Source organism: Streptomyces sp. ITFR-16, assembly GCF_031844705.1.
In the GTDB taxonomy this organism is placed as follows: domain Bacteria; phylum Actinomycetota; class Actinomycetes; order Streptomycetales; family Streptomycetaceae; genus Streptomyces.
On sequence record NZ_CP134609.1, the window covers coordinates 3042249 to 3068685 of the forward strand.

Consider the following 26437-nt stretch of genomic DNA (forward strand, 5'->3'; position numbering starts at 1 on the left):
TACACCTGCCCTTCTGACACTGTTACGTCATGGCACAGCGCGCACTCCCCCTGCCTGCTGCGAGGCTGGGACGGGCCGTCAGGACGGCCGGATCATCGACAGCGGTCAGCGGCGTGGTCCTGCTGCTCCCGGACGGCGAGCCCTACTCGTACCGCCGCCCCTCCTCCCTGGCGTACGCCCTCCAGCTCCCGCTGGCGCGCACCCTGGCCCGCGCGGGCCGGGACGACGGCCTGGCCGCGCATCTGGTCCACTACCGCTGCCGCGGCTGGAACACGGCGGACGCGCATCCGGCGGCGGACGCCGAATGGGCGGTGGAGGAGGTGGTGCGCCGCTACGGCGACGTCCCCGTCTGCCTGGCCGGCCACGGCATGGGCGCCCGGGCCGCCCTGCGCGCCGGCGGCCACCCGGCGGTGGCGGCGGTCCTGGCACTGGCCCCCTGGCTGCCGCCGGACGGGAACACGGAAGGGGACGGCGACGCGGCCGACGTCCCCGAGCCGGTGAAACACCTCTCCGGCCGCCCGGTGCTGCTGGTGCACGGCACGAATGACGCGCGCTGCGACCCGGAGCTGTCGTTCCGGCTGGCCCAGCGCGCGAAGAAGGCCAACCGGGACACCTGCCGCTTCGAGGTCCACTCGGACGGCCACGCACTGCGCCAGCACCACGCCGAAGTGGCCGCTCTCGCCTCGGACTTCGTACGCGGCGCACTGTTCGGCCACGCCTACGCCCGCCCGGTCGCCGACGCACTCGCGGCGCCGCCGCCACTGGGGCTGCGGATGCCGCTGGCGGCAGGTTTCGGCAAGTCGCTGCGGGGCTGAGGGGTTTCGGGCCGAATTGGGTCCCGCCGTGGGCCTTCGGGCCCTGTCCCTGGGCCCCCGTGCCGTCGCTACCGTCGTGGGAGGACATTCCGGCGGCTGCCAGGCTCCCGGCGACCCGACCGAGCCACGACGAGGTGACACGTGCATAGCAGCGAACGGATACGCCGAGGCGTACGGCTGCTCCGAGGCGTACGTACGAGCACGGGCGAGGCGGCGACGGAGTACGTGGCGATGGTGGTACTCGTCACCGCCCTGGTCGTCGCACTCCTCGCCACCAACCTCGGCGGCGACATCGCCGACACGGCGGAGCAGCAGGTCTGCCGCGTCCTGCAATGGGGCGACGGCGGGGGCGGGTGCGAGGACAGCCAGGCTGACAACGATGTCGGGGACGGCGGCCGGCCGTCCCCGGACGGGTCCGTGGAGCCGGCGGACGCACCGGGAGCGGACCCGGGCGAGCCGGGCGGAATCCCCGGCGGCAACCCGGGCGCGACCGCACCCCCCGGCGACGACAAGGACGAGGACAAGGGCAACGCGCTGCCCAGCCTGTGCTTCGAGCCGAGGGAACGCTCCTCGAACTCCAAAGTCTCCGTTCCCGGCAGCGGACCCGTCGGCACGGCGGCCGCCTGGGGGTACTCGTACCTGGTCAACTTTGTCATCGACAAGATCAACAACGAGAAGAACAAGGAGAAGCGGGTCAAGCTGGCGCTCGACGACCTCTCCTACTGCCTCCCCGACTACAACATCGTCATCGCGCAGCCCCACGAGGGGAATCTGCAGCAGATGGACGGCGCGGCGATGATCCAGACGGTCGAGATCAGCGGCACGACGTACCGCGTGTACGCCTTCAAGAAGGGCAAGTTCACCTGGGCGGACGACGCCGACCTGGGCTGGAAGAACCGCGCGTTCAAGGGCGTGTTCGACGTCAGCGAGGACCGCCGCACGGTCACCTTCGAGGAACCGCCGCGCCCGAAGCGCAAGAAGGACTGGAAGCCGGGCGACGAGGGCTGCCAGATCGAGGGCCAGGAGCCCCCGGACCGCAGCCGCTACTACAACACGTACTCCCCTCTGGACAACGAGGGTTCGGCCCAGGCGGTCCGCATGCTCGTCAACGACATGCGCCGCTGCTACCCCGACTACAACGTGGTCGCCATGCACTCGGAACAGTCCTCGCACTGGGCCGAGGAGCCGGACAACCTCATCAACCACAGCCGGTTCCGCCTGAACGACCCCGAGTACCACGAAGACGAATCCGGCAACGACATCGACTCGGGCCGCGCGGTCTTCGACGTCTACGTCTTCGACAAGGGCAAGTTCAGCAACGACGGCGACGGCGGCTACACCAACTGGGCCTACTACGGCGACGTCACCCGGGACGGCAAGGAAGCCACGTTCAACCAGCCCGAACCGGCGGACCTGGACGCGGACTCCACCTCCACCGGCACGGAGTCGGTGGACTTCAACGACGGCACCCCGAAGTACACGGACACGGACAAGGGCCCGTACCCCGGCACGGACTACACCGGCAAGGTCCCGGGCGACGACTCCGAGCGCACCCAGTCCCTGATCGACGAGTACAGCCGCAGCTTCCCGGACACGAACATCATCGCGGTGAAGAACTTCAACGAGATCTCCTTCTCCGGCGTCTCGGGCCTGGAACACCTGGCGGTGGTGGACGGGGTCGACATCTTCGCGGTCAAGGACGGCACGATCATCAACAACGGAGACGGCGGCTGGAAGAACTGGGGCTTCGCGGGGAACTACACGCGGGATGAGGACGACCCCAAGGAGGTACGGTTCAGCAGCCCGTGAGGCGGAGCTCGCAACCCCCGCCTCCCGAAGCCGCTGCCCGCCTCCCGGCCCTACCCGGCCCGGCCGATTCTCGGCCGGCCGGGTGGGTGGGTGACGGGTCGGCGTGGTGTTGCTGGTGGGGTCGTCCCCGCGTGCGCGGGGAGCAGGAACGTCCGCCGAGGGCGGTCACGGTGTCGCCGGGACCATCCCCGCACGGGCGGGGAGCAGGACGACGAGCGGTCGTGGTCGTAGACGACCATAGGACCATCCCCGCACGCGCGGGGAGCAGCAGGTCCGATTTGATGACCTGAAACAATGTCAGGGACCATCCCCGCACGCGCGGGGAGCAGGCATCGGCCCCTCCCGCCCCGGAGCGCACCGCAGGACCATCCCCGCACGCGCGGGGAGCAGGGGGACGCGGGCAGCAGCCGACAGGTGGCCCGGGGACCATCCCCGCACGCGCGGGGAGCAGAGGTACCCCTGAAGGTCGTCGTCGGCGGCCCAGGGACCATCCCCGCACGCGCGGGGAGCAGATGGCCGACTTCCACGACCGGGACCGGAACCTGGGACCATCCCCGCACGCGCGGGGAGCAGCAGTGCCGTCTAATGTCTTGCACGTGCAATACGGGACCATCCCCGCACGCGCGGGGAGCAGACTGCGCGACCTGCGGTTCTATGGCGCGGCCATGCCGATTCCTGCCAACTTCACCGAGTACGACATAGCAGACGTGATCTCCCGAATCGGAACACAGATGATCGCGCCCCACGGCAGCACCGTAGCGCCCCTACCCCTCCTGCGAGTCGCACTCGCCCTATGCCCGTCACCGCTTCAACGGCGAGACGTGTGACCAACTCTGCGCCGCGACCCCCGTGGTCGTCTGCACGGCCGCCAAGCGTGACACTTACTCCCGGCCTTGTGTTGAGCCGAATTGCCGGGTTCTCGGAAGGTGTCGCAGAACGGCGGCCCGGAGTCCGACGCGTGATGCCGTAAGTGAAGAATTCCGCTCACTGCCCGCAGCGATGCCCCCTCACAACCGGCGCCGCCGACGCGATCGCCAGCCACCCACCGCACATGCGGGAACGCCCCAGCCAGCCCAGCCATCCAGCCACGCCAGGCTCGACGCAGAGAGCCCCCGCCCTCCTCGGGCACCCACACCACTACTCCAGGGCGGATCGCTCCGTCGGCACGGTAGGCCGCGTCCTGCCGACGGAGCGGCGGCTACCTCAACGGCCGCACGATCGCTTCACCCGCCACGCAGCACGCAACCGGGATGCCTCAGAGCAGGCCCGGGCGGCGCGGCAGCGTTCGCAGCCGTACGTATGCCTGACGTATTCGCGGTATGCGGCATCAGCCGCCGACCGCTTGGTCGGTGTGATCACGGGACTGTCCTTCCAGACAGGACGGGCACGCGCGCGGGAACCAGCGGACCGGGCAGCCGTCGAGGTCGACCACGCGGACCCCCAGGTCGTGCGCGGTCCCGTTGAACAAAGGGCCTTCGCACCACACGCACCGGACACCCCGCCGCTGGAGCGTGGTGAGCCCAGCGAAGTCGGGGAGACCGTACGCGTCGGCAGCGGTCAACAGAACGTCTGGGGCGGCGAGTGCGGTGAGCCGTCCCACCCCACGGCCACACCCAGCGCGTACGGCTGCGTGACCCGGTCGGACCAGCCGGCCGCAGCCGCCTCCTCCTCCGACCACACATCGACCGCTTCCGGGCGCCGCCCCGGCCGGCAGCCCATCCGCGACCCGGCGGGTCGGTGCCCCAACTTCCTTACGCACCTGCGAGCCTCGATGCCGACCGCTGCAATCTGACGCCATGCCGGCTCCGCTATCCGGTACGCGCGCACGGAGGCGGCCCGATCCGCACCGCCCCCGTCCAACGCGTCCACGCTCAGCGGCGGCGGTGCCTCATCCGCGAGGCAGTGGGCCGCCCCGATCGGGGTGACCACGGAGTCTCCGGCCGTCCGTGCGGCGCGACCGCTGGACCCCGATGCCGAGCAACGGGCCGGCCACCGTGCGGAAGCCGAGAGAAGACTGCGTTCGCGCGTGTACATGCAGCGACGATAGGAATTCGAGCCTCTCGGAAGGTAGTGGATTCCACGAAATTCTATGAATTCACCCGAGCCGTCGCAGAGCGTCCATCATGAGCGCTCGCGCCTCGCCTCCGTACACAGCGTGATCGGACAACTCGGCGAACGCCGAGGCGTACTGGCTCACCTCGTGCGCCTGCGAAACCGTGAGGTACCCCGAAACCAGCTCAACCGTCACCCGGGAGGAATCGAAGATCCAGAACTCTTCGACGGGCATGTGGGTGCGGTCCGGCCGCGCCGGGATGACACCGAGACTGATATTCGGCTGCGCCCCTGCGGTGATCAGGTGGCCAAGCTGCCCCACCATGACCTCGCGGCCACCGATTCCCGCGCGCAGCACGGACTCCTCGAGCAGGAACGCGAATACCTTGCCCGGATCGTGCAGCACGCGTTGCCGCTCCACCCGGGCGTCCACCGCGGCTGCGACATCGTCGATCGCGACACGACGCCGCTGCACCGCCCGCAGGACGGCCTCGGTGTAGGCGCGGCTCTGTATCAGGCCGGGCACCACCGATGGCGAGTAGGACCGGAATCGCGATGTACGTTCGAACAGCGGGCGGACGGCGACCTGCGCCTGCCGCAGTCCGTCTCGCTCCATGCGGCGCCACTCGACGAACATGCCCTCGACCGTGCGCAGCGAGCGCACCAAGTCGGCGGCCTGATCCGTTGCGTCGCACGCGTCGCACCAGACCTGGACATCCTCCGCCGACGGCGCGGTGCGGGCGTTCTCGATCCGGCTGACCTTCGAGGGGTACCACCCGAGGCGCGCGGCCAAGCCCTTACCGGACAGGCCGGCGTCTCGACGGATCTCGCCCAGCCGGTCTGCGAGATCCTGTCGGGCGGCCTGAACGCTCGATGACGGAGAGGCGTCCATCAGACGGGGTCACACTCCGCATGCGGGACGGCCCGCCGCCGAACAGCCTCCGACGCTTCTCTTGCACAGGACGGCTTGGCCCGGCTCGGACCGGTGACGTACTCCCGTCCTTTCACAGCGAGTTCGCCGCCGCCTCCGACGAAATGACGGAACGGTACGAGTTCGTCGTCGAACACCCGGAAATCCACGACGGGCAGGGCAAGAGCAGTCGTCCACCGGCGCGGCAACCAGCGTGCTTCTTCGCCGGCGGCGAGGTTGGTGGGCGTCAGGTCGTGCTCGTAGCGCACATAGTCGGTAACGGGCTCCGAGACGATCAGGTCCCGGCGAGCCATGACACCTGGGACGGCCACTTCCCCGACATGGTCATGCCTCGACCCCCACCACGATGCCCGGTCGGCGAGATAGACCCCCTGCCTGTTCCACCAGGCGAGGTATCTCGGGTCGTCGAGGACGTAGCCGTCGCGCATCTCCATTTGCACAGCGCCGCGTTGGGCACGTGCGCGAGCCTCACGTGCGGGTGGGTGCACTGGCCTCTCCGGACAGCATGTACGCGGGGAGCCGGATGACCGCCTCGCTCTGAGGGGCGGTGGAGTGCCCGGGGCTCGAACCCACGGCCTGAGCCGGATCAATGGCGCCGCCGTCGACACTGTACGACTGAATGATCGGGTCACCAGTGGTGTCGTCCTGCCAGATGCCGGTCGCCCGGTCGACCGGCCTGGTCAGGTCGCCATCGAGGAGGCGCAGTGCCATGGCGGATACCCTCCGAGTGGATTGCACAGAATTCCACGACCTTTGCGTGGCCCGATGGGGCAGTCAAGGACGCACTTCTTGCCAGATGTCCGAGACACGCAAGTCCCGCGTCGCTCAGCGCACAAGCGAGCGACTGGGCGCCAAGAGGCCACGACCGCAGCGTTTCAGCGGCGGACGCCTAGGGCTGGACCGGGCAGTGAGACTAGGCTTCCGGACGCGGCCGTCCTGCAGCACGGTGTCCGCCGCCTCGAACCATCTCCATCCCCGACTTCGCCCCTCACTTTCTGCGCGATACTGCAAACCGATTGCCGGATTGAGGGCTTTGACCGCTATGCCACAATCAATGAAATTGACTGAAGACAGCACCCCGGCTCCCTAAGACCGCAGGTCGCACAGTCTGCTCCCCGCGCGTGCGGGGATGGTCCCTCATCCAGCACCTGCCGGAGCGGGACCATCGGCTGCTCCCCGCGCGTGCGGGGATGGTCCCGCTTCGATGAACTTCGCATCTCGGACAATGGCCTGCTCCCCGCGCGTGCGGGGATGGTCCCGACAGAGCAGCGTGGCGGCGCTGGTCGCGGGGCTGCTCCCCGCGCGTGCGGGGATGGTCCTGCGGGGCTCGGAGCCAAGCGCGCGATCAACCACTGCTCCCCACGCCTGCGGGGATATCCCGATTTCGCGGAAGAGCCGTCCGAGGATACGGGTGCCACCTTCGCCATTGCCGCCCCTCAAGGCCGGCCCGCCTCCGCCCACACCGTCTTGCCCGGACCGATCCGGTCGCTCACACCCCAACGAGCGGCCACCGCTTCCACGATGAGCAGGCCCCGGCCTCCGTCGGCGTCCGGGTCGGGCTGCGGCACCGGTGAAGCATCGGGCCAGTCCTCATGCGTGTCCGACACCTCGATCCGTACGAGCCCGGACTCGTACGGATACACGAGCCGCAGCTCGAAATCGCGCCCCGGTACACGCCCATGGAGAACCGCGTTCGCCGCAAGCTGCGCGACGATCAGCGCCACAGTGTCGGAGAGCGGACTGCCGTACGGGATTTCCCACTCATCGAGCTTCCATACGGCCAGGCGCCGCGCCAGCATCGCCCCGCGGCGGGTGGCGGAGCATCACTGGACGAACACACTTACGGTCACGGGTGGTTGGGCTTGCAGAGCTGTCATGCGCCCAGCGTTCCGCCTCGACCGGCTCCACCAGCAGGAACAACACCCATACGGATTCTCCTGTATGGGTTGACCCTCTGGACAGGGTGAGTAACCCTCCGTGATCCTGACTGGGTTGATCGATGCGCGAAAGACGGGGCGGCGATGACGGCGGACCACGACAGCACCACGACCAATGGTGAGCTCGAGCTGTCCGACAGCCTGAAGACCTACGGGGCGGTCATGAAGGCCCTGCGCGAGGCGGCCGGCCTCACACAGGAGGAGTTCGCGCCCCGGGTGCGGTACTCGTCGGCCAACGTCGCCAAGATCGAGCAGGGCAAGCGATTCCCGCCAGAGAACCTGCCGGAGCGGGCGACGGAGGCCCTCGGGCCGGTCGCCGGCAAAGTGCTCGCGGCAGCGGCCCGGAGCCTACGCAGGAAGGCGGGCCTGGCGTCCTGGTTCCTGCAGTGGGCGGGGATCGAGGAGGAAGCGATCACGCTGTACGCGTACGAGTGCCGGGGCATTCCGGGGCTCTTACAGCCGGAGGCGTACATCCAGGCAGTGTTTGAACGCCAACTCCCGCCTCTTACCGAAGCGCAGATCGCGCGCCAGGTGTCAGCCAGAGTCGAGCGTCAGCGGCTCCTGACCGAACACCCAAACACCGCCTTCAGCTTAATCATTGAGGAGAGCATTCTGCAGCGGCAGGTGGGCGGGCCGGACGTAACCCGCCAAGTCATCGACCACTTGCTGAACGCCGGGCGCCACACAACATCGAGATCCAGGTCATGCCGGTCGTACAGGAGGATCACTCCGGCGTCGACGGGCAGATGTACTTGGCGGAGAGCCCGGACAATCAGTGGTTCGGCTATACCGAGGGGCATCGTTCGAGTGCCTTGATCACCGCTTCCAGCGAAGTAAGCATCCTGCTTCAGCGCTGTGGCAAGCTGCGTTCCCAGGCCCTGGATTGCCGGGCTACGGCAAGCTTGTTGGAACGGATGCGAGGAGCGCTATGAGCACGACCACAGAGCTGAACTGGTTCAAGAGCAGCTACAGCGGCGGCGACGGCGACAACTGCATTGAGGTCGCAGCGGATGCGGAGACCATCCACATCCGCGACTCCAAGGACATCGCGCTTCTTCCTCTGGCCGTCTCCGGCAGCGCCTGGGCCGACTTCACCGCGTACGCGTCAAGCAGCGAGGTCTGCTAGGTCGACTGTGGGGCAACGGCAGATCCTCGATGCGATCAGCGCGTCAGAGCCAACAACACCATCTGAGGCTTTTGGCGCCTATGACGGATTCAGCGAAGTTGGCAGAAATTCACACGCCGACCCAATGAACTCGCAGGTCAAGCAGTCTGCTCCCCGCGCGTGCGGGGATGGTCCCCGTGGGTACGGCGGAACCGGGCACGATCCCGCCTGCTCCCCGCGCGTGCGGGGATGGTCCCACGCGTCGGGCCCGGCCGGGAGCAGTGGGGAGCTGCTCCCCGCGCGTGCGGGGATGGTCCCTAACCGCTGTCGAGGCTCCCGCCGCTGGCCCGCTGCTCCCCGCGCGTGCGGGGATGGTCCCACGGCGCCCTGCCGCTGCCCGCACCCGGCCGACTGCTCCCCGCGCGTGCGGGGATGGTCCCCGGTCCACGGTCCAGGCGTACGCCCGCTGCAACTGCTCCCCGCGCGTGCGGGGATGGTCCCGCCGCCGTACCTCCAGGTGGTGCAGGAGCTGCCTGCTCCCCGCGCGTGCGGGGATGGTCCCGTCTCGGGGTCCTTGACGTAGACAATGGCGACCTGCTCCCCGCGCGCGGGGATGGCCCCCGGAGAAGCAGGGGCTGAAGGAGCTGTCCTCCCGCTCCCCGCCCATGCGGGGACACCCCACCCGCACCCCAGAACGCAAACACCCACCCCCACCCCCTCACCCCCACCCCCTCACTCCGGCAACAAACACCCCCGCCGTGACAGCAGGAACGTCTTGAACGCCGCCACCGGGGGTGTGTCCGGGTGGCCGTCCAGCCAGGCGACGCCGATCTCGCGGGCGGCCCGGGGGGCCGTTACCGTCAGTTCGACCACGCCGGGGCGGGCCACCGCCGGGGGTGGGAGCAGGGCCACGCCCAGGCCCGCTGCCACCAGGCCGCGCAGCGTTTCCGCCTCCTCGCCCTCGAACGCAACGCGGGGGACGAAGCCCGCCTCCGCGCAGAGGTCGTCCGTGATGCGGCGCAGGCCGTAGCCGGGTTCGAGGGTGACGAAGGTTTCGTCGGCGGCCTCGGCCAGACGGATGCGGCGGCGGGTGGCCAGGCGGTGGTCGTCGGGGACGACCAGGCGCAGGCGTTGTTCGTCCAGGCGGCGGGTGACCAGGTCGGGGGCGTCCGGGACCGGTGAGGTGAGGCAGAGGTCGAGGCCGCCGGCGCGGAGGCGTTCGATCATGGCCTCGCCGTAGTTCTGGACCAGCTGGAAGCGGACCCTCGGGTGGTCCGCGCGGAAGGCGCGGATCAGGGACGGGACCGTTTCCGAGCCCATCGTGTGGAGGAAGCCGAAGGCCACCCGGCCCGCGGTGGGGTCCGCGTCCGCCCGTACCGAGTCGGCCGCCTTCTCCACCTCCGCGAGCGCCCGCTCCGCCGAGCCGAGGAACGTGCGGCCGGCGGGGGTGAGGGAGACCGTGCGGCCCCTGCGGGCGAACAGGGCCACGCCCAGGTCCTGTTCCAGCCGGACCATCGCACGCGAAAGCGTGGACTGGGGGACGCCGAGCTCCTGCGCCGCGCGTGTGACGTGCTCGTGGCGGGCCACCGCCTCGAAGTACGCCAGGCGCGGCGCCAGGACAGCCCGAATGTCTTCTTCGTAACTGCTTGGTGACAGCCGAGGCTGTGAGCTGCGTTGATGCGCCATGGGATTGATTATCGGGGGTTTGTGCATTGGACGCATGAAGAGGAGGCCGCCTACGTTCATGGCATGCCTCCCGCCAGTACCGGGGCGTCCACCCTCACCGTGGCCGCCTCTGCCCCGTCGTCCTCCGTCGCCACCGCCACCGCCCCCGACCGGCTCGAGCCCGGTCGCCCCGGCTACCGCCGGATGAGCTTCGCGCTCTTCGCCGCCGGCGTCGCGACGTTCGCGCTCCTCTACTCCACCCAGGCGCTGCTGCCCGCCGTCTCCGCCTCCTTCGGCGCCACGGCCGGGCAGGCGAGCTGGACGGTGTCCGCCGCGACGGGTGCGCTGGCGCTGTGCGTGCTGCCGATGAGCGCGCTGTCCGAGCGGTTCGGGCGGCGGCAGATGATGACCGCCTCGCTGGTGGTCGCGGTGACCGTGGGCCTCTTCGTACCGTTCGCACCCTCGCTCGGCTGGCTGATCGCCCTGCGCGCCGTGCAGGGCGCCGCGCTCGCCGGGCTGCCCGCCTCCGCGATGGCGTATCTCGCGGAGGAGGTACGGCCGAAGGCGCTGGTCGCCGCGATCGGGCTCTTCGTCGCCGGCAACAGCATCGGCGGGATGAGCGGCCGGATCCTCACCGGCTGGATCGCCCAGCTGTGGGGCTGGCGCGCGGCGCTCGGCGCGGTCGGGCTGCTGGCCGCGGCCTGCGCCGTCGTCTTCCACTTCATGATCCCCCGGGCGCGGCACTTCACCCCCGGTTCGCTGAACCCGAAGGCCCTGGCGAAGACCGTCGGCGGACACCTCGCCGACCCGCTGCTGCGCCGGCTGTACGCGATCGGCGCGCTGTTCATGACGGTGTTCGGCGCCGTGTACACAGTGATCGGCTACCGGCTCGTGGACGCCCCCTTCAACCTTCCGCAGGGGATCGTCGGTTCGATCTTCCTCGTCTACCTCGTCGGTACGGTCTCCTCCGCCGCGGCGGGCAGGCTCGTCGCCCGGCTGGGGCGCCGCGGTGCGCTGTACCTCGCCGTCTCCACGACGGCCGCCGGCCTGCTGCTCTCGCTCGCCGACCAGCTGGCCGCCGTACTCGTCGGCCTGGTCCTGATCACGGCCGGCTTCTTCGCCGGGCACGCGGTCGCCTCGTCCTCCGTCAGCCGTACGGCGACCAAGGGCCGCGCCCAGGCGTCCGCGCTCTACCAGTCGGCGTACTATCTCGGCTCCAGCGCGGGCGGCACGCTCGGCGCGGTCGCCTTCCACGCCGGCGGCTGGGCGGGCACGGTCTCGCTGGGGCTGCTCGCCGTGCTCGGTGTCGTCTCCATCACGCTGTACGGGACGAGGGCCGCCCGCGCCGAGCGGCTGCGGCCCGCGCGGGTGGTCTCCGTACAGAACTGAGACATTCGGCGCACAACCAACCACTCCCCGGCACGCGTCTAGCAGGCGGAATCACCGCACTGCGCGCGTGAAGGGGAGTTGGCGTACATGGGAGTCACAGGGAACATGTGGAACATATCGGGCGCACGAGCACGGCGCGGCCTCGCGCTGTCCGTCGCCGGCCTGACCGCGATACCGGCCTTCGTCCTGGGCACGGGCACAACCGCCCAGGCGGCGTCCTGCACGGCCTCCAAGGGGCCGTACCAGAAGCAGGCCGAGAAGTACCTGCACCTCAAGGTCGACGGCAAGCAGTCGGCCGCCGACTGCAAGGCGATCCGGTCGTTCCAGAGCACCTACGGGGTCACCCCCACCATCGGCTACGCCGGGCCCGTCACGTGGCGCACCATGCAGACGCTGACCGCCCAGAAGGCGGCCGGGAAGAACCCGAACAAGGCCGGGAAGTGCCCCACCAACAAGGGGCGCATCGCGTGCGTCGACCTGACGCGGCAGATCAGCTGGATCCAGGACGGCAAGAAGCTGAAGTTCGGGCCGGTGCCGGTGCGGACCGGACGGGACAAGTACGAGACCCGGACCGGCGCGAAGAAGATCTACTGGCGCCACAAGAACCACGTCTCGTCGATCTACCACGTGTCCATGCCGTACTCGCAGTTCTTCGACGGCGGCCAGGCCTTCCACGCGGTCGGCGTGAAGATGTGGAACCCGCCGGGGTCGCACGGCTGCGTCAACATGCGCACCGCCGACGCGAAGTCATACTGGAACCTGTTGAAGAACGGCGACGACGTGTACGTGTACGGGCGCAAGCTGGGGACCTGACCGCTTTCCGCTCTTCCCGCCCCCGTTGTCAGTCCCCTGCGGTAGCTTCCGAAGTGTTGACGGAAGTGAGCGGTGTCACAGCGCGATGACGCGCGGCAGGGGTGAACGACGCGATGAGTGATCTGACGGCGGCGACGGCCGATATCGACAGCCGCCTGGAGGGGCACCGGGTCGAGCTGACCGGTTACTGCTACCGGATGCTCGGCTCGGCCTTCGAGGCCGAGGACGCGGTCCAGGACACGCTGGTGCGCGCCTGGCGCAACTTCGACAAGTTCGAGGGACGTTCGTCGCTGCGGTCGTGGCTGTACCGCATCGCGACGAACGTCTGCCTCGACATGCTGAACGCGGGCAACAAGCGGGCCCGGCCCGTCGACCTCTCCGGCCCGACGCCCCTCGCACAGGCCGCGCTCAACCCGCTTCCGGAGAACACCTGGCTGGAGCCGATGCCCGACGGGCGCATCCTGCCCTCGGTCGCGGACCCGGCCGAGGCCGCCGTGGCGCGCGAGTCGGTACGGCTCGCGTTCGTCGCCGCGCTCCAGCATCTGCCGCCCAAGCAGCGGGCGGTGCTCATCCTGCGCGAGGTGCTCGCGTGGAAGGCGGCCGAGGTCGCCGAACTGCTCGGCACCACGGTCGCCTCGGTCAACAGCGCCCTCCAGCGCGCGCGGGCCACACTGACCGAGCAGCAGAACTCCCCCGCCGACGCGGCCGACCCGCTCGACGAGGAGCAGCGCAAGCTCCTGGAGCGGTACGTGGCGGCGTTCGAGGGGTACGACATGGCGGCGCTGACCGCGCTCCTCCATGAGGACGCTGTGATGACGATGCCGCCGTTCGACCTCTGGCTCCAGGGGCACGACGACATCACCGGCTTCATGACGTCCTTCGGCGCGAGCTGCGCCGGCTCCCGCCTGATCGCGACGTCCGCGAACGGCACCCCGGCCTTCGCCCACTACAAGCCGAATCCGGACGGCCCCGGGTTCGTGCCGTGGGCGGTGCAGGTCATCGACATCCGGGACGGCGCGATCACGGGTATGCACTGCTTCCTGGACACCCCGCGCTGGTTCCCGCTGTTCGGTCTGCCGGACCACCTGGAGGCCGGTGCCGCGTGAGACGTGGTGCGGTGCGGGGGCTGGTGGCGGGCTGGGTCGCCTTCGCCGTCGCGGGATGGGGAGCCGCGCAGTGGCTGGGCGAACCGGCGGCCACGCCGGGCCCGGCCCCCGGTTCCGTAGCTCCGCCGGCCCCGGAGGCGGAGCCGGGGCCGCAGCCGGACCCCGCGAACGACTGCGAGAAGGCGATACGGGCCGCGGAGCCGACCCGCCCGCCCGCCCCTTCGGCCACGGGACTGCCGCCGGCCGGCACGGCTCCGGACGCTGCGGCCGAGGACGGCGCGAAGGCCCTGCTCTACGCGGAGACCTGCGACACGGTGGTGTTCAGCAACTGACGGGACGCCGTTCCCCGGATCAGCCGCCGGAGGCCGGGGCCGGCCGCTCCGCCGCCGGGGGCCCGTCGTCGTCCAGGCCCACGACGTCCGCCAGGCCCACCAGGTCCAGCAGGGTCCGGAGTTCCGGCGGTACGCGGCGCAGCCGGAGTCTGGGGCCGCCGGCCCGGCGTGCGACGAGCCCCAGTCGGGCTATCGCCTCGACCAGGGCCAGATCCGGTTGTTCGACCCCGCCGACGTCGCAGTCCACCGGCCGGGCACGGGCGGTTTCCCCGGGCGCGTGCAACAGCGTCTCCAGCTCCGCGCAGAGTCCGGGCACGGCGGCCCGGGTGACGCGTCCGGAGACGACCAGAACGATCGGGGTCATGGCATCCACATCAGGGAGACCGGCCGGGCGGCGAAAACTCATCGCCGCCCGGCCGTGCCGTCGCCCCGGCCGGGGGCTGCGCGTCAGGCGATCCGTTCCCGCACCACCGGCACCGCCGTGAACGCCGTGCCCGGGGCCGCGATGTCGTACGCGTCCGGCAGGGCCTTCAGGGCGTAGTCGAACTTCTCCGGGGTGTCCGTGTGCAGGGTCAGCAGCGGCTGGCCCGCCGTCACGGTGTCGCCGGGCTTGGCGTGCAGTTCGACGCCCGCGCCGGCCTGGACCGGGTCCTCCTTGCGGGCGCGGCCCGCGCCCAGGCGCCAGGCGGCCACGCCGACGTCGTACGCGTCGAGGCGGGTCAGGACGCCGGAGGCGGGGGCCGTCACGACGTGCTGTTCGCGGGCGACGGGGAGCGTGGCGTCCGGGTCGCCGCCCTGGGCGGAGATCATCCGGCGCCAGACGTCCATCGCGGAGCCGTCCGCGAGGGCCTTCTCCGGGTCGGCGTCCTTGAGGCCCGCCGCGTCCAGCATCTCGCGGGCGAGGGCCAGGGTGAGGTCGATGACGTCCCGGGGGCCGCCGCCGGCCAGGACCTCGACGGACTCGCGGACCTCCAGGGCGTTGCCGGCGGTGAGGCCGAGGGGGGTGGACATGTCGGTGAGCAGGGCGACCGTGCGGACGCCGCTGTCGGTGCCCAGCGCGACCATGGTGGAGGCCAGCTCGCGGGCGTCCTCGATGGTCTTCATGAAGGCGCCGGAGCCGACCTTGACGTCCAGGACCAGGGCGCCGGTGCCCTCGGCGATCTTCTTGGACATGATCGAGCTGGCGATCAGCGGGATGGCCTCGACGGTGCCGGTGACGTCGCGGAGCGCGTACAGCTTCTTGTCTGCGGGGGCCAGGCCGTCGCCGGCCGCGCAGATGACCGCGCCGGTGGTGTCGAGGACGTTCAGCATCTCGGCGTTGCTGAGGTGGGCGCGCCAGCCGGGGATGGACTCCAGCTTGTCGAGGGTGCCGCCGGTGTGGCCGAGGCCGCGGCCGCTGAGCTGCGGTACGGCGGCGCCGCAGGCGGCGACCAGCGGGGCGAGCGGCAGGGTGATCTTGTCGCCGACGCCGCCGGTGGAGTGCTTGTCGGTGGTGGGGCGGGAGAGCGCGTCGAAGTTCATCCGCTCGCCGGAGGCGATCATGGCGGCGGTCCAGCGGGCGATCTCCGTACGGTTCATGCCGTTCAGCAGGATCGCCATGGCCAGTGCGGACATCTGCTCGTCGGCGACCTCGCCGCGGGTGTACGCGTCGATGACCCAGTCGATCTGCTCGGGGGTCAGCTCGCCTCGGTCCCGCTTGGTGCGGATGACGGAGATGGCATCCATGGTCTGGCGTCCTTCCGGCCGGTACGTGCGTGCGCGATGGGTACGCATGAGTCCCGTTGACTCTACGCGCATAGAGAGAAAAAGAGCCGCCGGGTGGGCCCGTGTGCGGGCCCACCCGGCGGGTTGCTAGCCGAGGTGCGACGGGCCGAAGGCCTGGGGCAGCATCTCGTCCAGGGTGCGGAAGCCGTCCGGGGTCTCCAGGACGAGTTCCGGCCCGCCGAACTCGTACAGCAGCTGGCGGCACCTGCCGCACGGCACCAGGATCTCGCCCGACCCGTCCACGCAGGTGAAGTGGGTCAGCCGGCCGCCGCCGGTGGCGTGCAGCTGGGAGACCAGGCCGCACTCGGCGCACAGCCCGATCCCGTACGAGGCGTTCTCGACGTTGCAGCCGACGATCGTGCGGCCGTCGTCGACCCGGGCGGCGACGCCGACCGGGTAGCCGGAGTAGGGCGCGTACGCCCGGGACATGGCCTCGCGGGCCGCGGCCCGCAGGGCGTCCCAGTCGGCCCCGGCCACGGCGGTGGCGCCCGCCCCGGAGGTGGGCGTCACTTGCCCTGGCCCTTGCGGTAGCGCATACCGTCCGCCTTCGGCATCCGCAGCCGCTGCGCGGAGAGCGAGAGGACGAGCAGCGTGACGATGTACGGCGTGGCGCTCACGAACTCCGTGGGCACCGTGTCCGTGGCGAGGTACCAGACCAGGACGGCGGCGGCGATGACCGCGCTGACGACGCCCTGCACGAAGCTCTTGCGGTAGAGCTTCCAGACGGCGATGCCTGCCAGCACCACGAAGAGCAGCAGGAGCAGCGCGTGGACGGACTCGCCGCCGTTGCGCAGCTGGAGCGCGTCGGCGAAGCCGAACAGGCCCGCGCCCATGGCGAGTCCGCCGGGCCGCCAGTTGCCGAAGATCATCGCGGCGAGACCGATGTATCCGCGGCCGCCGGTCTGGCCCTCGTTGTAGATGTGCGAGGTGACCAGGGACAGGAAGGCGCCGCCGAGTCCGGCCAGGCCGCCGGAGACGATCACCGCGACGTACTTGTACGTGTAGACGTTGACGCCGAGCGACTCGGCGGCCATCGGGTTCTCGCCGCAGGAGCGCAGCCGCAGGCCGAAGGCCGTCTTCCACAGGATGAAGAACGTCGCGACGAAGAGGACCACGGCGACGATCGTCAGCAGCGAGACGTTGGTGACGAGGCCGCCGATGACACCGGCGAGGTCGGAGACGAAGAACCAGTGGTGCTTCTCGATGGAGTGGAGTCCGGAGGAGAGGCCGGGGATCGTCACCGAGGTGATGTCGTCGGCCGGCGGGGACTGCTTCGGTGAGCCGCCCTTGGCCGCCGCCTCGCCGGTGTTGAACCAGAGCTTGGCGAAGTAGGTGGTGAAGCCGAGCGCCAGGATGTTGATGGCGATACCGGAGATGATGTGGTCGACGCCGAAGGTGACGGTCGCGACCGCGTGCAGCAGTCCGCCGAGCATGCCGCCGATGACACCGGCGAGGACGCCGAGCCAGGGGCTGGTCTGCCAGCCGGCCCAGGCACCGAAGAAGGTGCCCAGGATCATCATGCCTTCGAGGCCGATGTTGACCACGCCGGCGCGTTCGGACCAGAGGCCGCCGAGACCGGCGAGGCCGATCGGCACGGCCATCGCGAGGGCCGCGCTGATCTGCCCGGCCGAGGTGACGTCCTCCGCGCCGGTGATGGCGCGCACGGCGGACAGCGCGAGCAGCGCTCCGGCGATGATCAGCAGGATGACGGGGAAGGAGAGACGGGTACGGCCGCTCTTGCCGCCTGAGACCTTGGGGGCCGCGGGGGGCGGGGTGGAAGTCGCCGTGACGGTCACGCCGACACCTCCTGCTGGTCGGAGTTACGGGCGGCCTGTGCGGCGAGTTCCGCGCCGACCTTGCTCTGCTGGCGCTTGAGTCCGTAGCGGCGGACGACTTCGTAGGCGATGACGACGCACAGGACGATGACGCCCTGGATCACGCCGACGATCTCCTTGTCGTACCCCTCGAACTCCAGCTTTCCGGTGCCGCGCTCCAGGAAGCCCCAGAGCAGCGCGCCGAGCGCGATGCCGATGGGGTGGTTGCGGCCGAGAAGGGCGATGGCGATACCGGTGAAGCCGATGCCGACCGGGAAGTCGCCGCTGAACTCGTAGCTGTCGTTGAGCAGCGTGGGCATGCCGATCAGGCCGGCCACGGCACCCGAGATGAGCATCGAGGTGACGACCATCTTCTTGACGTTGACACCGCTGGCCTCGGCCGCGGAGCCGGAGGCGCCGACCGTGCGCAGGTCGAAGCCGAACCGGGTGCGCGAGAGCGTGAACCAGTAGGCGATGCCGGCGACGACCGCGACCACGATGAAGCCCCAGACGGGCGTCGGGGTGGTCGGGAACTCGAAGAAGTGCGAGGACTCCGGGAGCGGCTTGGTGGAGATCTTGGTGCCGGCCTCGTCGAGGTGGCCGAGGCGGTTCTGCTGGAGCAGATAGCCGATGATCGCGGTGGCGATGGAGTTCAGCATGATCGTCGAGACGACCTCGCTGACGCCCCGGGTGACCTTGAGGACACCGGCGATCCCCGCCCACATCGCGCCGACGATCATCGCGGTGAGGATGATCAGCGGGATCTGGAGGGCGCCGGGCAGGGTCAGGGCGCCGCCGAGCGCGGCGGCGAAGAAGGCCGCGAGGCGGTACTGGCCGTCGACGCCGATGTTGAAGAGGTTCATCCGGAAGCCGACGGCCACCGCGAGACCCGCGAGGTAGTAGGTCGTCGCCTTGTTCAGGATGTAGACCTGGCTGTCCGACTTCAGGCCGTAGTCGAACATGATGCCGAAGGCGTTGAACGGCTCCTTGCCGGTGGCGGCGAGCACGAGTGCCGTCACCAGGAAGGCGACCACGATCGCGAGTACGGGGGCCGCGATCCCCAGGAGCAGCCGCTCCTTGTCGATCTTCTTCATCGGTCCTCTCCCCCGTTCCGGGGGTCGGTGTCGGTGCGGTCGGCCGCCGGGTCGTCCGGGGCGAGTGACTTCCCCGGGGCCGGGGGCTCGTCGGACGGCTCCTGCGACGGCTCCTCCGGCGCTTCGAGGTGGCCGCTGGCCGCACCCGTCATGGCGGAGCCGAGCTCCTCCGGGGTGATGGTCGCCGGGTCGGCGTCCGCGACCAGGCGGCCGCGGTACATGACACGCAGGGTGTCGGAGAGCCCGATCAGCTCGTCCAGGTCGGCGGAGATCAGCAGCACGGCGAGGCCCTCGCGGCGCGCCTCGCGGATCTGGTCCCAGATCTGGGCCTGCGCGCCGACGTCCACGCCCCGGGTGGGGTGCGCGGCGATCAGGAGCTTGGGCGCGTGGCTCATCTCGCGGCCGACGATCAGCTTCTGCTGGTTGCCGCCGGAGAGCGAGGCCGCGGTGACCTCGATGCCGGGCGTGCGGACGTCGTACTCGCGCACGATCCGCTCGGTGTCGGCGCGGGCCGCCTTGAGGTCGAGGAACGCGCCCTTGCTGTTGGGGCGTTCGGTGACATGGCCGAGGATGCGGTTCTCCCACAGCGGGGCTTCCAGGAGCAGGCCGTGGCGGTGGCGGTCCTCGGGGATGACGGCCATGCCGCTCTCGCGGCGCTCGCGCGTCGGGGTGCGGGAGATGTCCGCGGCGTCCAGGGTGAGGGTGCCGGTGTCGAGGGTGCGCATGCCCATGATCGCGTCGACGAGCTCGGACTGGCCGTTGCCCTCGACGCCCGCGATGCCGAGGACCTCGCCCTTGTGGATGGTGAAGGTGATGCCGTCGAGCACGGCACGCACCGCGCCGTCCGGGTCGGTGGCGGTCAGCCGCAGCCCGTCGGCGGTGAGCATCGGGGTGTCGGTGACCGTCGACTCGCGCGTCTCCGGCGAGGGCAGCTCGCTGCCGACCATCAGCTCGGCGAGCTGCTTGGTGGTGGTGCTCCGCGGGTCGGCGGTGCCCACGGTGGTGCCGCGCCGGATGACGGTGATCTCGTCGGCGACGGACAGCACCTCGCCCAGCTTGTGCGAGATGAAGATGACGGTGAGGCCCTCGGCCTTGAGCTCGCGCAGGTTGCCGAAGAGCGCCTCGACCTCCTGGGGCACGAGGACGGCGGTGGGCTCGTCGAGGATCAGGGTGCGGGCGCCGCGGTAGAGGACCTTGAGGATCTCCACGCGCTGGCGGTCGGCGACCCCGAGGTCCTCGACCATGGCGTCCGGGCGGACGCCGAGGCCGTACGCGTCGGAGATCTCCTTGATCTTCGCGCGGGCGCGGTCGCCGATGCCGTACAGCTTCTCGGAGCCGAGTACGACGTTCTCCAGGACGGTGAGGTAGTCGGCGAGCATGAAGTGCTGGTGCACCATGCCGATGCCGCGGTCGATGGCGTCGCCCGGGTTGGAGAACGTGGCCTGTTCGCCGTCCACCGCGATGGTGCCCTCGTCCGGCTTCTGCATGCCGTACAGGATCTTCATCAGAGTGGACTTGCCGGCGCCGTTCTCACCGACGAGGGCGTGGACGGTGCCGCGGCGCACGGTGATGTCGATGTCGTGGTTGGCCACGACCCCGGGGAACCGCTTGGTGATGCCGCGGAGCTCCACGGCATGGGGACTGCTGGACGCGTTGATGACGCACTCTCCTTGGCAGGAGCGGAGGGCGGAGGCGGTGAGGACGGAGACGGGAGGGGCGGGTGGGGCTCGATGGCGTAGGCGGGGCTGTGCGGGCGGGGCGGAAAAAGGTACCGCGCCGAGGCCGACGCTACGCGCGTAGCGCCACCGAATCGTTGGCCACCTGATCACAGGTGGCGGACCGGGGCCGGGTACTCCCATGCCGGGGGTACGTGAATCGGGGCCCGGGCGGGCGGCGGAAGCCGCTCACCCGGGCCCCGATCGACGGGCCGGATCAGGTCGTGGTCTTGACCTTGATGGTGCCGTCGACGATCTTCTTCTTCGCCTCGTCGAGCTGGGCCTGGATGTCCTTGAGGTGGTCACCCGTGGGGGTCAGGCTGACGCCGCCCTTGGCCAGGGAGTAGGTCTGCGTGCCGGTCAGCGGCTTGCCGTCCTTGACGGACTTGACCAGGTCGAAGACGCCCGAGTCAACGTTCTTGACGACCGAGGTCAGGATCGTGTCCTTGTACTTCGCCAGGGCCGGGTCCAGGGCCTGGTCGGAGTCGACGCCGATGGACCAGGCACCCTTCTGGCCGGCGACTGCCTCGATCGAACCGGCACCCGAACCGCCGGCGGCGGCGAAGATGACGTCGATGCCCTTGTCGAGCATGCCCTTGGCGGCGGCCTTGCCCTTGTCGGGGCTGCCGAAGCCGGACAGGTCCGAACCGGTGGACAGGTACTGGATCTGCACCGAGGCCTTGGGCTTGGTGTCCAGGACGCCCTGGCGGAAGCCGGCGGCGAACTTCTTGATCAGCGGGAGGTCCACACCGCCGATGAAGCCGACCTTGCCGTCCTTCGACTTCAGGGCCGCCGCGACACCGGCGAGGTAGGAGCCCTGCTCCTCGGTGAAGACGATGTTGGTGACGTTCTTGGCGTCGGACACCGAGTCGACCAGGCCGAAGCTGACCTTCGGGTACTTCGGGGCGATCTTGTCGACGGCCTCCTTGTACGCGAAGCCGATCGCGATGACCGGGTTGTAGCCGCCCTCGGCGAGCGACTGGAGGCGCTGGTCGCGGTCGGCCGCGCTCTCACCGGTCTTGGCGGTGAGCTCCTTCGTCTCGGCACCGAACTCGGCCTTGGCCTTGTCCAGACCGCGCGCGGCGGAGTCGTTGAACGAGTTGTCGCCACGGCCGCCGACGTCGTAGGCCATGCCGATCTTCATCTTGCCGTCGTCGGAGCTGCTGCTCTCGTCGGACGAGCTGCCGCACGCGGTGGCGGTGAGCGCCAGCGCCGCGGTAACGGCACAAGCTGCGGTGATCTTGGATACCCGGCGCAAGGGAAGGCTCCTTCAAACCTGACCGAAGCGCCTCTTCCGGCGCTGGTTTCGCGGCGATCGTAACGCGCGTAGATGTCAGATAAAGCCCTGTACGGAAGCCGTTATCGGATCGTCGCGAACCGGGGGTGGCCTGTCCGGTTACGGACGATTGCCGTCGAGCAACGCGCAGGCGGTGAACAGCTCGACCCCAACGGTGATCGCCTCCTCGTCCGCGTCGAAGTTGCCGCGGTGCAGGTCCAGCCCGCGCGTGTCGCCGGGGGTACGCACGCCGAGGCGGGCCATCGCGCCCGGCACATGCTCCAGATACCAGGAGAAATCCTCGCCCCCCAGGCTCTGTTCGGTGTCCTCGATCGCATACGATCCGCGGCGCGCGGCCATCGCGCCGGCGAGCAGATCGATCGACTCCGCGTCGTTCACCACGGGCGGGACACCCCGGATGTAGTCGATCACGGTCTTGGCCCGGTGCATTCCGGCCACCTCGTCGATCGCCGCGTGCACCAGGTCGGGCGCGTCGCGCCAGGCGGTCAGATCCAGGCAGCGAACCGTGCCGGACAGCTCGGCGTGTTGCGGGATGACGTTGCAGGCGTGGCCGGTCTCCAGCCGCCCCCAGGTCACCGCGAGCCCCGCCCGCGCGTCGACCCGGCGGGCCAGCAGCGCGGGGACCTCGGTGACCACCTTGGCGGCGGCGGTGACCAGGTCGGTGGTCAGGTGCGGGCGGGCGGTGTGGCCGCCGGGCCCGTCCATGGTGACCTCCAGCCGGTCGCAGGCGGAGGTGATCGCCCCGGCCCGCAGTCCGATGCGCCCCACGTCGACCTTCGGGTCGCAGTGCACCCCGACGATGCGCCCGACGCCCTCCAGCACTCCGGACTCGATCGCGTCGGGCGCGCCGCCGGGCAGCACCTCCTCGGCGGGCTGGAAGATCAGCCGCACCGGGTTGGGCAGCAGCCCCCGCCGGTCGAGCTCGGCGAGGACGAGGCCGGCGCCGAGGACGACGGTGGTGTGGATGTCGTGCCCGCAGGCGTGCGCCCGGTCGGGCACGGTGGAGCGGTACGGGACGCCCGCCTTGCTGTCCGGGATCGGCAGCGCGTCGATGTCGGCCCGCAGCGCCAGCATGGGCCGCGTCCCCTCGCCCGGCGTCCCGATGTCGCACATGAGCCCGGTCCCGGAGTCCAGCACCCTCGGCGCGAGCCCGGCGAGCTCAAGCCGGGCCTTGATCGCCGCGGTGGTGCGGAACTCCTGGTTGCCCAGCTCGGGGTGCATGTGGAGATCGCGCCGGAAGGCGATCAGCTCGGCACGCAGCTCTTCGGGCAACGTACCGGGCAGCACCCGGCCTCCGGGCAGGTCGGCATCGGACTCACGGGACATCAACTGGTTCACCCGTTGAAGGGTAGGCCCCTTGCCCCGTCAACTGACCACAGATCAACAAAACTTCAGCCGCATAGAGGAACAAAAGGCGGCGGCGGGGCGTGTGGCGTGCGAAGGGGATGGGTACACTCGCCCGCCGGGCGCCGCGCCGCACTCGCGCTCCTCATGCCTCCGATGTCACCGCCGTCACCCGCCACGGGGCCAGGCGCTGGACGTCGCGGGCTGTTTCGGTGACGCCCGCGAGGAAGCCCTCCGCTCGGGGGGATGCCGTTTCGCGGAGCCATTCCGGGGCGATGTCGCAGACCGCCACCTTGACCTCGGTGCCGACCAGGGCCAGCGGGAGGGTGTGGACCACCGTGGAGGGGAAGCTCAGGACCGTGCGGCCGATGGGGCCGCGGCGGGCGATGAGTTCCAGGGGGAGGTCGGGGCGGACGATCTCCAGGCCGGTGGCGGCTTCCAGGGCGTGGAGCTTCTCGGTGGACTCGCGGCGGTGGGCGAAGTAGCGGGTGGCGCCGTGCGCGCGGGCCAGCGCCGCGACCGCCTCCAGGTACCGGGCCCGGTCGACCACGCCCGTCTCGACCAGGGAGGTGCCGACCATGTCGGCGCCCTTGGTGAGCAGGGGCGGGCCGAAGCGGGAGCGGGTCCAGGAGAAGGTGTTGGGGATGAGGGTGATGCCGGGCGGCGGGATCACCGGCATGGCGGTGAACAGCTCGACCTCGCGAGCCGCCGTCGGGGTGAAGCGCCGGCGGGCGGTGGCCGTGACCGGGGCCAGGGCCAGGTCGCGGGGGCCGGAGCCGCCGCGCCGGTGCCAGCGCACCAGGCGCTCGCCCCGGGTCAGCTGGGCGACGAACTCCATGGTGGCGGTGCCGTCGTCGACCACGGTGAGCCGGCGGGGGCGCACCAGGGAGAGCAGCAGCTGCACGTAACGGGAGAACGGGTCCCCGATGACGATGTGGTCGGCGTTCCGTACGAGCTTGGTGAGGGCGCGCAGCGACTTCAGGGGGGTGCCCGAGTCGCCGCGCGCCTCCTGCCAGCGCACGGTCATGCCCTCGTCGCGGGCCAGCTCCGCCATCCGGCGCAGCTGACCGCGCGACATCGGGTCGACCGGAGGGAGGACGACGACGGTGACGTCCGAGAGGACACGGCCGCCGCCTCCCTCTGTGGTGGCCCACTCCAGGACGTTCAGGAGCTGGACCGGGCTCTCGACGAAGGCGAGGTTCACCGGTCGGCCCGTCAGACCGCGAGCGGCTCGGCGGCCGGGGCCGTCTCACCGCTCTCCGCGACGACGCCCGGGACCCGGCGGAGCTTCTTCATCGGGCCGAGCTCGGACTCGTACACCTTCTTGACGCCGTCGCCGAGGGAGGCCTCGATGGTGCGGATGTCGCGGACCAGGCGGGTCAGGCCCTGCGGCTCGACGGACGCGGCCTGGTCGGAGCCCCACATGGCGCGGTCCAGGGTGATGTGGCGCTCGACGAACGCGGCGCCGAGGGCGACGGCGGCCAGCGTGGTCTGCAGGCCCGTCTCGTGGCCGCTGTAGCCGATCGGGACGTTGGGGTACTCCTGCTGGAGGGTGTTGATGACGCGGAGGTTCAGCTCCTCGGCCTTCGCCGGGTACGTCGACGTGGCGTGGCAGAGCAGGATGTTGTCCGAGCCGAGGACCTCGACCGCGTGGCGGATCTGGCGCGGGGTCGACATGCCGGTGGAGAGGATCACCGTGCGGCCGGTGGCGCGCAGCGAGCGCAGCAGCTCGTCGTCGGTGAGGGACGCGGAGGCGACCTTGTGGGCGGGGACGTCGAACTTCTCCAGGAAGGCGACGGCCTCGGTGTCCCACGGGGAGGCGAACCAGTCGATGCCGCGCTCGGCGCAGTGCTCGGAGATGGCGCGGTACTCGGTCTCGCCGAACTCGACGCGGTGGCGGTAGTCGATGTACGTCATCCGGCCCCAGGGGGTGTCGCGCTCGATGTCCCACTGGTCGCGCGGGGTGCAGATCTCCGGGGTGCGCTTCTGGAACTTGACGGCGTCGCAGCCGGCTTCGGCGGCCACGTCGATCAGTGCGAGGGCGTTGTCGAGGTCGCCGTTGTGGTTGATGCCGATCTCACCCGTGACGTAGACGGGGTGGCCCGGGCCCGCGGTGCGGTTGCCGAGGGTGCGCAGACGGGAGGTGCTCATGGTGCGTTCCTTACTTGGGGAGGGGGGTGTTGACCGGGGAAGTGGTGAGGGTGGGGCCCAGCAGCCAGGCCGCGATCTCGCGGATGGCGCCGAAGCCGCCGGGGGTGTGCGTCACGGCGCGCGCGGCGGCGCGTACCGAGTCGTGCGCGCTCGCGACGGCGACGGGCCAGCCGGCGAGTGCGAAGCAGGGGAGGTCGTTGACGTCGTTGCCGACGTACATGACGCGTTCGGGGGCGATGGACTGTTCGTCGCACCACTGCTTGAGCGCCAGGTCCTTGCGGTCGATGCCGTGCAGGACGGGGACGCGGAGCTTCTTGGCGCGGGCGGCGACGACCGGGTTCTGCTCCGTGGACAGGATCAGCAGCGGCAGTCCGGCCTTGCGCAGCGCGGCGATGCCGAGTCCGTCGCCCCGGTGCACGGCGACGGTCTCGTGTCCTTCGGCGTCGATGAGGACCCGGTCGTCGGTCTGGGTGCCGTCGAAGTCGAGGACGACCGCGTCGATGTCCGCGCGGGTGGGCAGCGGCGCCGGGTCGAGCAGCGGCGCGAGCGCGCGGGCGCGGGCCAGGTCGTGCGGGTCGTCGATCTCCAGGACCCGCGCGGGGTCGGTGCGCACCAGGGCGGTGTGGCCGAAGAAGCGGTGGCGGTGGGCGCGGAACCCGGCCGCGTCCATCGCGTAGGCGGCGCCCGTCTCCAGCAGGTCCTCGGGGCGGTCCTGGCGGCGGGGGCGGACCCGCTTGTCGTGGTTGACGCCGTAGTTGTGGTCCTCGACCGCGCTGCCGTCGCGCCACAGGAAGCCGTGGAAGGGGGCGACGGTGACGGCCGTGTCGGCGCCTTCCCGGGCGACCGCGGCGGCGACGCCGTCGATGTCCTCGCGGGCGACGAAGGGGCTGGTGCACTGGACGAGCAGGACGACGTCCACGGTCCGTCCGTGCTCGGCCTCATAGGTGTCCAGGGCGTGCAGCACGGCGGCCTCGCTGGTCGCGGTGTCGCCGGCGATGGCCTCGGGGCGCTGCACGCAGTGCAGCCGGGCGCTCTCGCCGAGCGCCTCGCCGGCGGCCCGGGCGGTCTCCGCGACGGCCGGGGCGTCGGTCGTGACGACGACGTCCGTCACCTCGCTCGACGCGAGGCAGGCGCGGACCGCGCGGACGACCAGCGGCACGCCGCCGACCTGGGCGAGGTTCTTGGCCGGTACGCCCTTGGATCCGCCGCGGGCGGGGATCACGGCGAGCACGGTGGGCTGCGTCATCGCTGCTCCAGTGGGTGTCGTGGAGGGGTCGTCGATCGGGGGGTGGAAGAAGGAGCGG

General features: G+C 70.6%; 23 protein-coding genes, 1 pseudogene and 3 CRISPR repeat arrays. Of the genes and pseudogenes, 8 read left to right on the plus strand and 16 right to left on the minus strand.

The window, feature by feature from the left end; genetic code table 11:
* Positions 1-29 precede the first annotated feature (29 nt).
* Positions 30-815 (plus strand): alpha/beta hydrolase family protein, encoded by a 786-nt coding sequence (locus RLT58_RS13395; RefSeq protein WP_311310630.1) that lies wholly within the window; start codon positions 30-32, stop codon positions 813-815.
* A 141-nt stretch (positions 816-956) separates the two neighbouring features.
* Positions 957-2624: a hypothetical protein gene (locus tag RLT58_RS13400; protein WP_311310631.1), complete on the plus strand. Its 1668-nt coding sequence runs from the start codon at positions 957-959 to the stop codon at positions 2622-2624.
* Between the two features lie 117 nt (positions 2625-2741).
* Positions 2742-3258: direct repeats of the CRISPR family, unit length 28 nt; unit sequence GGACCATCCCCGCACGCGCGGGGAGCAG.
* A gap of 1461 nt (positions 3259-4719) precedes the next feature.
* Here the strand turns inward: RLT58_RS13400 and RLT58_RS13405 are convergent.
* The 4 genes from RLT58_RS13405 to RLT58_RS13420 all read right to left on the minus strand — a co-directional run bounded on the left by RLT58_RS13405 (position 4720) and on the right by RLT58_RS13420 (position 7406).
* Positions 4720-5568 (minus strand): helix-turn-helix domain-containing protein, encoded by an 849-nt coding sequence (locus RLT58_RS13405; RefSeq protein ID WP_311310632.1) that lies wholly within the window; start codon positions 5566-5568, stop codon positions 4720-4722.
* Positions 5568-6095, minus strand: coding sequence for a DUF6879 family protein (locus RLT58_RS13410; protein ID WP_399131455.1), 528 nt, complete (start codon positions 6093-6095; stop codon positions 5568-5570). Before RLT58_RS13410 ends, RLT58_RS13405 begins: the two co-directional genes overlap by 1 nt.
* The gene (locus tag RLT58_RS13415; protein ID WP_311310634.1) at positions 6076-6318 is read right to left on the minus strand and encodes a hypothetical protein; all 243 of its coding nucleotides are present in this window, start codon (positions 6316-6318) and stop codon (positions 6076-6078) included. Before RLT58_RS13415 ends, RLT58_RS13410 begins: the two co-directional genes overlap by 20 nt.
* 397 nt (positions 6319-6715) lie before the next feature.
* Positions 6716-6987: direct repeats of the CRISPR family, unit length 28 nt; unit sequence CTGCTCCCCGCGCGTGCGGGGATGGTCC.
* A 56-nt stretch (positions 6988-7043) separates the two neighbouring features.
* Positions 7044-7406 (minus strand): ATP-binding protein, encoded by a 363-nt coding sequence (locus RLT58_RS13420; protein WP_311310635.1) that lies wholly within the window; start codon positions 7404-7406, stop codon positions 7044-7046.
* 222 nt (positions 7407-7628) lie between these two features.
* On the opposite strand from RLT58_RS13420, the pseudogene RLT58_RS13425 reads away from it, so the two are divergent.
* Positions 7629-8476: pseudogene (locus tag RLT58_RS13425) on the plus strand (Scr1 family TA system antitoxin-like transcriptional regulator).
* Entirely contained in the window at positions 8473-8670 is a 198-nt protein-coding gene (locus tag RLT58_RS13430) for a DUF397 domain-containing protein (protein WP_311310636.1), read from the plus strand. The pseudogene RLT58_RS13425 and the gene RLT58_RS13430 overlap by 4 nt, the downstream one beginning before the upstream one ends.
* A gap of 146 nt (positions 8671-8816) precedes the next feature.
* Positions 8817-9330: a CRISPR direct-repeat array (repeat unit 29 nt; unit sequence CTGCTCCCCGCGCGTGCGGGGATGGTCCC).
* A 51-nt stretch (positions 9331-9381) separates the two neighbouring features.
* On the opposite strand, the gene RLT58_RS13435 is transcribed toward RLT58_RS13430, so the two are convergent.
* Positions 9382-10335, minus strand: coding sequence for a LysR family transcriptional regulator (locus RLT58_RS13435; RefSeq protein ID WP_311310637.1), 954 nt, complete (start codon positions 10333-10335; stop codon positions 9382-9384).
* A 63-nt stretch (positions 10336-10398) separates the two neighbouring features.
* On the opposite strand from RLT58_RS13435, the gene RLT58_RS13440 reads away from it, so the two are divergent.
* The 4 genes from RLT58_RS13440 to RLT58_RS13455 all read left to right on the plus strand — a co-directional run bounded on the left by RLT58_RS13440 (position 10399) and on the right by RLT58_RS13455 (position 13954).
* Positions 10399-11703 carry an MFS transporter gene (locus RLT58_RS13440; RefSeq protein WP_311310638.1) on the plus strand — a complete coding sequence of 435 codons (1305 nt, stop codon included), beginning with the start codon at positions 10399-10401 and terminating at the stop codon, positions 11701-11703.
* Between the two features lie 105 nt (positions 11704-11808).
* Positions 11809-12516, plus strand: a complete 708-nt coding sequence (locus tag RLT58_RS13445; RefSeq protein ID WP_311314506.1) for a L,D-transpeptidase family protein — start codon at positions 11809-11811, stop codon at positions 12514-12516.
* A 113-nt stretch (positions 12517-12629) separates the two neighbouring features.
* Positions 12630-13622, plus strand: a complete 993-nt coding sequence (locus RLT58_RS13450) for a sigma-70 family RNA polymerase sigma factor (RefSeq protein WP_311310639.1) — start codon at positions 12630-12632, stop codon at positions 13620-13622.
* Positions 13619-13954, plus strand: coding sequence for a hypothetical protein (locus RLT58_RS13455; RefSeq protein WP_311310640.1), 336 nt, complete (start codon positions 13619-13621; stop codon positions 13952-13954). The genes RLT58_RS13450 and RLT58_RS13455 overlap by 4 nt, the downstream gene beginning before the upstream one ends.
* A gap of 19 nt (positions 13955-13973) precedes the next feature.
* On the opposite strand, the gene RLT58_RS13460 is transcribed toward RLT58_RS13455, so the two are convergent.
* From RLT58_RS13460 to RLT58_RS13510, 11 genes are all read right to left on the minus strand, one after another.
* Positions 13974-14318, minus strand: coding sequence for an STAS domain-containing protein (locus RLT58_RS13460; RefSeq protein WP_311310641.1), 345 nt, complete (start codon positions 14316-14318; stop codon positions 13974-13976).
* Positions 14319-14401: 83 nt separating this feature from the next.
* Positions 14402-15679, minus strand: a complete 1278-nt coding sequence (locus RLT58_RS13465; RefSeq protein ID WP_311310642.1) for a thymidine phosphorylase — start codon at positions 15677-15679, stop codon at positions 14402-14404.
* Between the two features lie 126 nt (positions 15680-15805).
* The gene (locus RLT58_RS13470; protein ID WP_311310643.1) at positions 15806-16228 is read right to left on the minus strand and encodes a cytidine deaminase; all 423 of its coding nucleotides are present in this window, start codon (positions 16226-16228) and stop codon (positions 15806-15808) included.
* Positions 16225-17514, minus strand: a complete 1290-nt coding sequence (locus RLT58_RS13475) for an ABC transporter permease (protein ID WP_311310644.1) — start codon at positions 17512-17514, stop codon at positions 16225-16227. The genes RLT58_RS13470 and RLT58_RS13475 overlap by 4 nt, the downstream gene beginning before the upstream one ends.
* Complete coding sequence (locus RLT58_RS13480; protein WP_311310645.1) at positions 17511-18626, minus strand: ABC transporter permease; 1116 nt, start codon at positions 18624-18626, stop codon at positions 17511-17513. The genes RLT58_RS13475 and RLT58_RS13480 overlap by 4 nt, the downstream gene beginning before the upstream one ends.
* Complete coding sequence (locus tag RLT58_RS13485; RefSeq protein ID WP_311310646.1) at positions 18623-20257, minus strand: ABC transporter ATP-binding protein; 1635 nt, start codon at positions 20255-20257, stop codon at positions 18623-18625. The genes RLT58_RS13480 and RLT58_RS13485 overlap by 4 nt, the downstream gene beginning before the upstream one ends.
* Positions 20258-20558: 301 nt before the next feature.
* Entirely contained in the window at positions 20559-21599 is a 1041-nt protein-coding gene (locus tag RLT58_RS13490) for a BMP family lipoprotein (protein ID WP_311310647.1), read from the minus strand.
* Between the two features lie 138 nt (positions 21600-21737).
* Positions 21738-22964 carry an amidohydrolase gene (locus RLT58_RS13495; RefSeq protein ID WP_311314507.1) on the minus strand — a complete coding sequence of 409 codons (1227 nt, stop codon included), beginning with the start codon at positions 22962-22964 and terminating at the stop codon, positions 21738-21740.
* Positions 22965-23127: 163 nt separating this feature from the next.
* Positions 23128-24186 (minus strand): hypothetical protein, encoded by a 1059-nt coding sequence (locus tag RLT58_RS13500; RefSeq protein WP_311310648.1) that lies wholly within the window; start codon positions 24184-24186, stop codon positions 23128-23130.
* A gap of 11 nt (positions 24187-24197) precedes the next feature.
* A complete protein-coding gene (locus RLT58_RS13505) occupies positions 24198-25133 on the minus strand; it encodes an N-acetylneuraminate synthase family protein (protein WP_311310649.1) in 936 nt (311 codons plus the stop codon).
* A gap of 10 nt (positions 25134-25143) precedes the next feature.
* A complete protein-coding gene (locus RLT58_RS13510) occupies positions 25144-26379 on the minus strand; it encodes a cytidylyltransferase domain-containing protein (RefSeq protein WP_311310650.1) in 1236 nt (411 codons plus the stop codon).
* Positions 26380-26437: the final 58 nt, after the last annotated feature.